The organism is Acidovorax sp. KPB24-03 (assembly GCF_057546605.1).
On sequence record NZ_BAAJYR010000022.1, the window covers coordinates 22046 to 32282 of the forward strand.

Genomic DNA, 10237 nt, shown 5'->3' on the forward strand with positions numbered 1-10237 from the left:
GGCACGCGGGGGCGATCAGTTGCGGGTCTGGTCCACCAGCTTGTTCTTGGCGATCCAGGGCATCATCGCGCGCAGCTTGTTGCCCACCACTTCGATGCTGTGGTCGGCCGTGTTGCGGCGGCGAGCCGTCATCGATGGATAGTTCAGGCGGCCTTCCTGAATGAACATCTTGGCGTAATCGCCGTTCTGGATGCGCTTCAGGGCGTTGCGCATGGCTTCGCGCGACTGAGCATTGATCACTTCCGGGCCGGTCACGTACTCGCCGAACTCGGCGTTGTTCGAGATCGAGTAGTTCATGTTGGCAATGCCGCCTTCGTAGATCAGGTCCACGATGAGCTTGAGCTCATGCAGGCACTCGAAATAAGCCATTTCAGGAGCGTAGCCGGCTTCGACCAGAGTTTCATAACCCATCTTGATCAGCTCGACCGCGCCACCGCACAGCACAGCCTGTTCGCCGAACAGGTCGGTCTCGGTCTCTTCCTTGAAGTTGGTCTCGATGATGCCGGCCTTGCCGCCACCATTGGCCATGGCGTACGACAGGGCCAGGTCGCGGGCCTTGCCGGACTTGTCCTGGTGCACTGCCACCAGATGGGGCACGCCACCGCCTTGGGTGTAGGTGTTGCGCACGGTATGACCGGGAGCCTTCGGGGCCACCATCCAGACGTCCAGGTCAGCGCGGGGCACGACCTGGTTGTAATGCACGTTGAACCCGTGTGCGAAGGCCAGCGATGCGCCCTGCTTGATGTGGGGGGCCACATTGTTCGTGTAGACCTCGGCGATCTGCTCGTCGGGCAGCAGAATCATGACGACGTCGGCAGCCTTCACCGCTTCGTTCACTTCCAGCACATTGAGGCCAGCCTTGCCGACCTTGTCCCACGAGGCCCCGCCCTTGCGCAGGCCAACCACGACCTTCACGCCGCTGTCGTTCAGGTTTTGCGCATGGGCGTGCCCTTGCGAGCCATAGCCGATGATGGCCACGGTCTTGCCTTTGATCAGGCTCAGGTCACAGTCTTTATCGTAGAAAACTTTCATGTTGGCTCCAGGTTGAATCGATGAGGGGGTATTGAAAAAAGGTGAGGAAATAAGCGGAGTGGATCAAACACGCAGAATGCGTTCACCGCGGCCGATGCCGCTGGCGCCGGTTCGAACGGTTTCCAGGATGGCGGTGCGGTCGATGGCCTGCAAAAACGCATCGTTCTTGGACTGATCTCCCGTCAACTCGACGGTGTAGCTCTTCTCTGTGACGTCGATAATTCGGCCGCGAAAGATGTCCGCCATACGTTTCATCTCTTCGCGCTCTTTGCCGACAGCACGCACCTTCACCATCATGAGCTCCCGCTCGGTGTACGCGCCCTCGGTCAGGTCGACCACCTTCACGACTTCGATGAGGCGGTTCAGATGCTTGGTGATTTGCTCGATCACGTCATCGGACCCCGTGGTCTGTATCGTCATGCGCGAAAGCGACGCGTCTTCCGTGGGAGCCACGGTCAGCGATTCGATGTTGTAGCCCCGTGCGGAAAACAGGCCGACGACGCGGGACAGCGCGCCGGGTTCGTTTTCCAGCAGGACGGCAATGATGTGCTTCATGGGTGCAGATTCCTCTTTTCGCTGCCCTCCCCTGGCGCTGGTAAGCGCCAAGCTCGGCAGGCAATAGATTCGTCGTTGGAGATATTGCTACTCAAAGAATAGCTGGAAACGCTTTATGGCAAAGCGCTGAAGAGCGATTAGGCTTAAAGATCTTCCGATCCCAAAAGCATTTCGGTAATGCCCTTGCCAGACTGAACCATTGGGAACACGTTCTCCGTCGGATCAGTGCGGAAGTCCATGAAAACCGTGCGGTCCTTGAGCTTGCGCGCCTCGCGCAGCGCGGGCTCGACGTCTTGCGGCCGCTCGATCAGAAGACCCACGTGGCCATACGCCTCCGCCAGCTTCACGAAGTTGGGTAACGCGTCCATGTAGCTGTGACTATAGCGGCCAGAATATTCAATTTCCTGCCACTGCCGCACCATGCCAAGGTAACGGTTGTTCAACGCACAGATCTTGATGGGAGTGTTGTATTGCAGGCAGGTGGACAACTCCTGAATGTTCATCTGCACCGAGCCTTCGCCCGTGATGCAGAACACTTCGGCGTCCGGCTTCGCCAGCTTGATGCCCATGGCATAAGGAATACCCACACCCATCGTGCCAAGTCCACCGGAGTTGATCCAGCGGCGCGGCTCATCGAATCGATAGTACTGAGCCGCCCACATCTGATGCTGCCCCACATCGGAGGTCACATAGGTGTCGGCATCCTTGGTCATGTTCCAGAGGGTTTCGACCACGTATTGCGGCTTGATGACTTCGTTGTTGCTGCGATCGTATTTGAGGCATTCGCGCTTGCGCCAGCCTTCGATCGTGTCCCACCAGGCGGCCAAGGCACCGGCATCGGCCCGAGTGCTGGATTCGCTCACCATGGTGATCAGCTCCGTCAGTACATCCTTGACGTCGCCAACGATGGGAATATCGACCTTGACGCGTTTGGAGATGCTCGAAGGGTCGATATCGATATGAATGATCTTGCGATCGTTCTGTGCAAAGTGCTTCACGTTGCCGATGACGCGGTCATCGAATCGTGCACCGACCGCCAGGAGCACGTCACAGTTCTGCATGGCGTTGTTGGCTTCGATCGTGCCATGCATGCCCAGCATGCCGAGGAACTTGCGATCGCTCGCCGGGTAGGCGCCCAATCCCATCAGGGTATTGGTCACCGGATAACCCAGCATGTCCACCAACGTGCGCAATTCTTGCGTGGCATTGCCCAGCAAAACGCCGCCACCCGTGTAGATGTAAGGCCGCTTGGCGGTCAGCAGCAACTGCAGCGCCTTGCGGATCTGGCCGCCATGGCCTTTGCGAACAGGGTTGTAGGAGCGCATTTCGACGCTCTGCGGATACCCGTGGTAGGCCACCTTCTTGAAGGAGACGTCTTTCGGGATATCGACCACCACCGGTCCGGGACGGCCGGTGCGGGCGATGTGGAAGGCCTTTTTCATCGTCATGGCCAGATCGCGGGCATCCTTGACGAGAAAATTGTGCTTCACGATGGGACGCGTGATGCCCACGGTATCGCACTCCTGGAAGGCGTCCAGCCCGATCGCGGCCGTCGGCACCTGTCCGGAGATGATGACCATGGGAATGGAATCCATGTAGGCCGTGGCGATTCCGGTCACGGCATTGGTCAATCCGGGGCCGGAAGTGACGAGGGCGACCCCCACTTCACCAGTGGCACGGGCGTAGCCGTCGGCAGCATGCACTGCAGCCTGCTCGTGGCGCACGAGCACATGCTGAATGGTCTCTTGCTTGTAGAGCGCGTCGTAGATGTAGAGAACCGCGCCACCCGGATAGCCCCAAATGAATTGCACGCCTTCGGCCTGCAAAGACTTGATGAGGATTTCGGACCCCATGAGGTCCTGGGACGGGGAATGCGAAACGCCCTGCGTGGCAGCGGCCGCCGAAGTGATTTCGGCCTTGGAGATTTCCATGATCAACCTTTGCGAATTTCTCTAACGAAAAACCTTGGGTGCCCCTTGTGCGGACTCTTGTGGAGCCGACTTGGAACTTGAGGCTTCGGACATGGGCGAGATGATTGCTGCGCCGGACCGAAACCCGTTTGCCTTTTGAATTGCAGGCCGGATTATGGCACTGCAACATGGATTCTGGGCACGGCAGGCCCAAAAGACTTGAAGTCAATGCGATAAACTCGGCAATCCACGCGCTGGCTTTCTCGCCAACGAACCCCAAGCCCCGATCAGCGGGCACCTTTGTCTTGGCTACCGAACAAGAACTCTCCAACTTCCTCAAAAGCGTAGAAAAGCGGGCCTACAAGCGCTCGCTCTATCACGTACGCAATGAGGAGTCGGCGCTGGACATCGTTCAGGACAGCATGCTCAAGCTGGCCGAGCACTATGGTGACAAGCCGGTGGCCGAGTTGCCCATGCTCTTTCAGCGCATTCTTTCAAATTGCACGCTGGACTGGTTTCGGCGTCAGAAGACCCGCAATGCGTTGTTTTCTAGCATGAGCGACTTCGAAGGGCCGGGAGAAGACGGTGCAGATTTCGATCTGCTGGAAGCCTATTCGGGCCCCGAGGGCGGCGAGACAGCCCAAAGCGCGGAAGATCTGGTCAGGCGTGCCCAGGTTTTTCACGACATCGAAGCGGAAATTCAAGAGTTGCCAGCTCGTCAACGGGAGGCGTTTTTGATGCGTTACTGGGAAGAGATGGATGTTGCAGAAACGGCGGCTGCGATGGGCTGCTCGGAAGGCAGCGTCAAAACGCACTGCTTTCGTGCCGTCCAGACCCTCAGCAAAGCACTGAAGGCGAAAGGAATCGAACTATGAATTACCAGTCCTCAACCCATCCTGCGGAAATTGCCGCAGAGCGTTTTGCGCGCCGTGTGACGGCACGCCTTTCCGATGGCACGGCCGAGCTTCCTTACGATATTTCCGAGCGGCTCCGTGCTGCGCGGGTGCAGGCCCTTGCGAAACGCAAGGTGGTCGCACCGGCGCGGCAGACGGCTCCCGCCGTGTTGGCTTCCGGCAATAGCGCGGTGCTGGGCTGGGGCGGAGAAGGCGGTAGCTGGTGGCGCGCCCTGGTGTCGGCCGTTCCAATCACCGCACTGCTCGTCGGGCTGGTGGTCATCAATGTCTCGCAGGACGAAAAAGGGGTGAACGAGGTGGCAGAGGTGGACGCCGCCTTGCTCACGGATGATCTTCCGCCATCTGCTTATGCCGATCCGGGATTCCTTCAATTCCTCAAAACGTCCGCCAACCCGACCCACTGACCCTATTGCAGATTGCATGCCCACCAGCCCTTTGGACGCCCCCCGCCTGATGCCCAGCCGCCGTGCTGGCTTTTGTCTTGCTGGGCGCGCTCGTCGCGGGCGGCTGGCAAGCCTGGACACAGGTCGGGATGGCACCGGTGGCGCCCATGCCAGCCGAGGCGCTGGCCAGCAAACACACGGCCCGTGGGCCGGAGTTACGGCTTCAGGATCCTGACAGTGCAGGCTCGGGGCCTGCATGGCAATCTTTGACGGCCGCGCAAAAGGAAGCGCTCGCCCCCCTGGCCTCCCGCTGGAGCCTGCTCAGCGAGGCGCAAAAACGGCGCTGGATCACACTGTCCGCAAGCTTTCCCACCTTGTCGCCACAAGAGCGCGAAAAGATGCTGGGGCGCATGACCGACTGGGCCAACCTCAGCCTTCAGCAGCGCAGTCAGGCCCGTTTGAACTACGCCGCCACCAAGAAACTGGCCGTGGATGACAAGTGGGCCCAGTGGGAGGCGTACCAAGCCCTGCCTACCGAGGAAAAGAAACAGCTGGCGGCCCGTGCGGCCCCTCGGCCCACCGGCGCGGCCACGGCGATCCGGCCCGTGGCCCCTCGCAAGCTGGCCCGCGTTCCTGCCGCCGCGGTCGCGAATGCAAACCGCCCCAATCCCCCCAAGATTCCGCCGGTGAGCGAGTTCCATCCGACCCAGGCATTGCCGGTATCGGTCCCAGCGGCCAGCCTGGCACCTCCAGTGGAAACGGCACCCGTCTCGGTGCCGATCGCTGTTCCCTCGCCCCTGGCGCCGCTGAGCGGCGCAGAGCCGGTGGCCGCCGAGGCAGCCCCCCCTGCCGCCCCGACCCAGGACAACACCCCGCTTCACCCGCCTCAGTGATACCGCCATGTCTGCGTCTCCGTCTCAGAGCACCATGGCCAGCCATGACATTTCCCGCACCGCGATGAACGGCACCACCCCTTCGCTGCGCCGTCGCATGGCTTGCTGGCTCTACGAGGGCATGCTGATGTTCGGGGTGGTGTTCATTGCCGGCTATCTTTTCGGCACGCTCAGCCAGACACGCAATGCGCTGGACAACCGCCATGCGCTCCAGGGTTTTCTTTTCGTTGTCTTCGGCATCTATTTCGTCTGGTTCTGGGCCAGAGGACAAACGCTGGCCATGAAGACCTGGCATATCCAGGTGGTGGACCGGCTGGGACAGCCGATCACGCAGACCCGGGCCCTCGCCCGTTACGCGCTGAGCTGGCTGTGGTTTTTGCCGCCGCTGGCGGCCATGGCGCCGTTCCAGCTGTCCGGTGGTGAATCGGCGGTCATTCTGCTGGGGTGGGTGGCGGTCTGGGCATTGTTGAGCCGGTTTCAGCCCGAGCGGCAGTTCTGGCACGACATCTGGGCCGGCACGCGGCTCGTGCATTTCGAACACGCCAAAAAGTAAGCCGACAACTTCTTTCGCCGGAGGCGATAACTGCCACACAGGCCGGCGAAAATGCGTGGCCTATGTCTGCCCCCTTCACACCCCATCCCCACAAGGCCCGCACCGGCCTGCACCGCCTGTGGCATGCCGGACAATATTCGCTGCAGGGCCTTCAGGCCGGCTGGGGCGAGAAGGCTTTTCGGCTGGAGGCATGCATGGCTTTCGTGCTGCTGCCCGCAGCATTCTGGCTGGGCCGTGGCTGGTTGGAGGTTGCGGCGCTCGCCGGCACGGTGGTTCTGGTGCTGATCACCGAACTGCTCAACTCCGGCATCGAAGCCGCCATCGATCGCATCGGTCCCGAGTTGCACGATTTGTCCAAGCGCGCCAAAGACATGGGCAGCGCTGCCGTCTTGTTGAGTGTGTTGCTGTGCTCAGGCGTCTGGGCTGCAGCCCTGTTTCAGAGGTTTTTCCATGGCTGAGCCGTTTTTTTCCCTGTGCGTCTATCTGGGGTCGCGCCCAGGTGAAAACCCGTTATTCACCGAATCAGCCATTGCCGTCGGCGAATGGATCGGCCGGCACGGCGGCCAACTGGTCTACGGTGGCGGTCGCAGCGGCCTGATGGGCACGGTGGCCGAGGCCACACGGCGCGCGGGTGGTCGCGTGCTGGGCGTGATTCCCCGGGCGCTCGTGGACAAGGAACTGGCCAACCGGGATTGCGATGAACTGCACATCGTCGAGACGATGCACGAGCGCAAGGCCATGATGGCCGAGCGCTGCAACGCTTTCCTGGCCCTTCCAGGCGGCATCGGAACGTTCGAAGAATTGTTTGAGGTGTGGACGTGGCGCCAGCTCGGCTACCACGACAAGCCCATCGGCCTGCTGAATGTGGACGGCTACTACGACGGTCTGATGGCGTTTCTGCAGACCAGCGTGGCCAGCGGACTCATGAGCGACTGGCAGATGGGTCTGATGACGGCCTCCTCCGACCACGAAAGCCTCCTGCAGTCCCTGGTCGAGGCCGCCGGCATGCAGGGCACGCAGAAGGTTCCGTTGCGGGCGGTGATCTGAGTCAGCGCAGCCGCCCAGGCGCGCAGTCGACCGTCAGACGGCGGCTTCGTCCAGGTCGCCCGTGCGGATGCGCACCACACGCTCCACGGCGGTGACGAAGATCTTGCCGTCGCCGATCTTGCCCGTGCGCGCCACGTTGACGATGGCATCCACGCAGCGGTCCACGTCGTCGGTCTTCACGACCACTTCCACCTTCACCTTGGGCAAAAAATCCACCACGTATTCGGCGCCGCGGTACAGCTCGGTGTGGCCCTTCTGACGGCCGAAACCCTTCACTTCGGTGACGGTGAGGCCCGTCACGCCGCACTCGGCCAGGGCTTCGCGGACTTCTTCGAGTTTGAAGGGCTTGATGACGGCGGTGATCATTTTCATGGCGGAAACTCCTGGAAAGGTGAAATGCGAGGGATGCTCAAGGCCGCGTCGTCGTCGATCGCTCACGCCCGGAAACGGTTGGTGATGGGGTAGCGCCAATCCTTGCCGAAGCTGCGGCGGCTGATGCGGATGCCCACCGGCGCCTGGCGGCGCTTGTATTCATTGAGCTGGATGAGGCGCGTCACGCGCTCCACGTCGGCCCGGTCGTAGCCGGCCTGCACGATGGCATCGATGGGCTCGTCGTTCTCCATGTACCGGGCGACGATCGCGTCGAGCACCTCGTAGGGTGGCAGGCTGTCCTGGTCCTTCTGGTCGGGGCGCAGTTCGGCGCTCGGCGGGCGCGTGATGATCCGTTCGGGAATGGGCTGCGCGCCGGTCCCAAAGGGGTCATTGGCATTGCGCCAGCGCGCCAGCGAGAACACGGCCGTCTTGGCCACGTCCTTGATGACGGCAAACCCTCCTGCCATGTCGCCGTAGAGTGTGCAGTAGCCCGTCGCCATCTCGCTCTTGTTGCCGGTGGTGAGCACCACCGCGCCGAATTTGTTGGACAGCGCCATGAGCAACGTGCCACGGATGCGAGCCTGCAGGTTTTCCTCGGTGGTGTCTTCGGGCAGGCCGGCGAACTCCTGCGCCAGCGCGGCCTTGAACGCCTCGAATTGCGGGGCGATCGAGATTTCGTCGTAGCGCACGCCCAGGCGCTCGGCCATGTCGCGCGCGTCGATCCAGCTGATGTCCGCGGTGTAGGGCGAAGGCATCATCACGGCGCGCACTTTGTCAGCGCCCAGCGCATCCACGGCGATGGCCAGGACCAGCGCGGAATCGATGCCGCCCGACAGACCCAGCAGCGCGCCGGGAAAGCCGTTCTTGCCGACATAGTCGCGCACCCCCATGACCAGCGCGCTCCACAGATCCGACTCCAGCGCGGGCAGCGGCGCGACTTCGGCCTTCAATTCGATCGCACCCTGCGCGACGTCCACGCGGACCGGAAAGCAGGCTTCCTCGAATCCGGGCGCACGCGCGGCCACGAAACCATTGGACTGCAGGGCAAAGGAACGGCCTTCGAAGAGCACCTCATCCTGGCCACCGACCAGGTGGGCATAGACCAGCGGCAGGCCGGTCTCCGTGACACGCTCGCGCATGATCTGCTCGCGCTCGGCGCTTTTGCCCAGGTGGAACGGCGACGCGTTGATGGTGACCAGCAACTGCGCCCCCGCCTGCGCCGCCCGACGGGCGGGGCCTTCGAACCAGGCGTCCTCGCAGATCAGCAGGCCGACGCGCACGCCCTCCACGTCAAAGAGGCAGGTGCCGTCGCCTGGCAAGAAGTAGCGCCGCTCGTCGAACACGTCGTAGTTCGGTAGTTCCTGCTTGAGGTAGGTCTGCTCGACCACCCCATTGCGCAGCACGCTGGCAGCGTTGTAGCAAAGGCCTTCGCCATCCGCTTCGGCCCGCTGAGGATGCCCGACCACGATGGCCAAGCCCTCGAACCGCGCCGTCTCCCGCGCCACCGTTGCCAGTGCATCCTCGCAACCCGACAGAAAAGCGGGGCGAAGGTAGAGGTCTTCGGCGGCATAACCGCACAGCGACAACTCGGGCGTGAGCAGCAGGCGCGCGCCGGAGGCATGGGCTTGCTGGGCGCAGGCAATGATCTTGCGGGCATTGCCCGGCAGATCGCCCACCACGAAATTGAGCTGGGCAACGCTGATGACGAATGGCATACGGGGATGGAAAAAGGACTCGAACGATTATGTCACCCGCGTCCTGCACGATGGCGCCTTGCGCCACAAGGCCCTGCGTTATCCCCGCGGGCACTGGAAAACTCTGTGGATAAGTCGTGGCTTGCCCTGTAAGGCGGTCCTAACTCCTTGTCAGGCCTGAAAGAATGTCCCCGTGCCCTCTTTTTAGGCACACGGACTGGTGTGGATGCCATACCTCCCCGCGGCGGCGCAGCCCGGTTTGGGCCATGATGGCGTCCCCCCTCCACCGACCGCACGCCGCCTTGTTGTCCCAACCCGCCGATACCGCCTACGTTCTGCGCCTGCACCCGTCTCCCGACGACGTGGACGCCGATGCATGGGATGCGCTCCTGGCCGCCCAGCCCCACGCCACCCCCTTCATGCGCCACGCCTACCTTTCGGCGCTGCACAGCAGCGGCAGCGCGGTGCCGGAAACCGGCTGGACGCCCGTGTTCTGCACGCTCTGGCGGGAGGAGGTGCTGCAAGGCGCGTGCGCGGTGTATGCCAAGCCGCACTCCTACGGGGAATACGTGTTCGACCAGGGCTGGGCGGGTGCCTATGCGCGCCACGGCATGGACTACTACCCCAAGGCCGTCGTGGCCGTGCCCTTCACCCCCGTGCCCGGAGCGCGGTTGCTGGCCGTGGACGCCGCGGCGCGGCATGCGCTGGTGCGGGCGCTGGTGCAGTGGTGCGAAGAGGCGGGCCTGTCGTCGCTGCACCTGCTGTTCACCGCCCCGCAGGATGTCGAGGCCGCGCAGGCAGCGGGGCTGATGCTGCGGCACACAGTGCAGTTTCATTGGACGAACGCGGCGCCCCCGCACGGCGCCGGCGCGCTCGCCTCGTAC

Annotated in this window: 12 protein-coding genes; 7 read left to right on the forward strand and 5 right to left on the reverse strand. The window is 62.5% G+C overall.

What is annotated here, in order from left to right; all coding sequences use genetic code 11:
• Positions 1-15: 15 nt before the first annotated feature.
• The 3 genes from ilvC to AC27KI_RS05595 all read right to left on the reverse strand — a co-directional run bounded on the left by ilvC (position 16) and on the right by AC27KI_RS05595 (position 3518).
• Positions 16-1032: a ketol-acid reductoisomerase gene (ilvC, locus tag AC27KI_RS05585; RefSeq protein ID WP_284430922.1), complete on the reverse strand. Its 1017-nt coding sequence runs from the start codon at positions 1030-1032 to the stop codon at positions 16-18.
• A 63-nt stretch (positions 1033-1095) separates the two neighbouring features.
• Complete coding sequence (gene ilvN, locus AC27KI_RS05590) at positions 1096-1587, reverse strand: acetolactate synthase small subunit (protein ID WP_092743827.1); 492 nt, start codon at positions 1585-1587, stop codon at positions 1096-1098.
• Positions 1588-1730: 143 nt separating this feature from the next.
• A complete protein-coding gene (locus AC27KI_RS05595) occupies positions 1731-3518 on the reverse strand; it encodes an acetolactate synthase 3 catalytic subunit (RefSeq protein ID WP_487112945.1) in 1788 nt (595 codons plus the stop codon).
• A 284-nt stretch (positions 3519-3802) separates the two neighbouring features.
• Here AC27KI_RS05595 and AC27KI_RS05600 point away from each other — a divergent pair, with 284 nt between their 5' ends.
• The 6 genes from AC27KI_RS05600 (at position 3803) to AC27KI_RS05625 (ending at position 7287) form a co-directional block, all read left to right on the forward strand.
• On the forward strand, positions 3803-4372 hold the full coding sequence (locus AC27KI_RS05600) for an RNA polymerase sigma factor (protein ID WP_272569459.1): 570 nt from the start codon (positions 3803-3805) through the stop codon (positions 4370-4372).
• Entirely contained in the window at positions 4369-4815 is a 447-nt protein-coding gene (locus tag AC27KI_RS05605; RefSeq protein WP_284430920.1) for a DUF3619 family protein, read from the forward strand. The genes AC27KI_RS05600 and AC27KI_RS05605 overlap by 4 nt, the downstream gene beginning before the upstream one ends.
• Before the next feature lie 245 nt (positions 4816-5060).
• Complete coding sequence (locus tag AC27KI_RS05610) at positions 5061-5687, forward strand: DUF3106 domain-containing protein (protein ID WP_487112947.1); 627 nt, start codon at positions 5061-5063, stop codon at positions 5685-5687.
• A gap of 34 nt (positions 5688-5721) precedes the next feature.
• Positions 5722-6240 carry an RDD family protein gene (locus tag AC27KI_RS05615; protein ID WP_487089338.1) on the forward strand — a complete coding sequence of 173 codons (519 nt, stop codon included), beginning with the start codon at positions 5722-5724 and terminating at the stop codon, positions 6238-6240.
• 62 nt (positions 6241-6302) lie between these two features.
• Entirely contained in the window at positions 6303-6698 is a 396-nt protein-coding gene (locus AC27KI_RS05620) for a diacylglycerol kinase (protein ID WP_284430918.1), read from the forward strand.
• Positions 6691-7287, forward strand: a complete 597-nt coding sequence (locus AC27KI_RS05625; protein ID WP_487112949.1) for an LOG family protein — start codon at positions 6691-6693, stop codon at positions 7285-7287. The genes AC27KI_RS05620 and AC27KI_RS05625 overlap by 8 nt, the downstream gene beginning before the upstream one ends.
• 33 nt (positions 7288-7320) lie before the next feature.
• Here AC27KI_RS05625 and AC27KI_RS05630 read toward each other — a convergent pair whose 3' ends face one another.
• Together AC27KI_RS05630 and AC27KI_RS05635 are read right to left on the reverse strand one after the other, a co-directional pair.
• Entirely contained in the window at positions 7321-7659 is a 339-nt protein-coding gene (locus AC27KI_RS05630; protein WP_092743842.1) for a P-II family nitrogen regulator, read from the reverse strand.
• Between the two features lie 62 nt (positions 7660-7721).
• Positions 7722-9374 (reverse strand): NAD+ synthase, encoded by a 1653-nt coding sequence (locus tag AC27KI_RS05635; protein ID WP_487112951.1) that lies wholly within the window; start codon positions 9372-9374, stop codon positions 7722-7724.
• Between the two features lie 248 nt (positions 9375-9622).
• Between AC27KI_RS05635 and AC27KI_RS05640 the strand changes: the two genes are divergently transcribed.
• Positions 9623-10237 (forward strand): peptidogalycan biosysnthesis protein (locus tag AC27KI_RS05640; protein WP_487112955.1); only part of this gene is annotated, 615 nt, incomplete at its 3' end.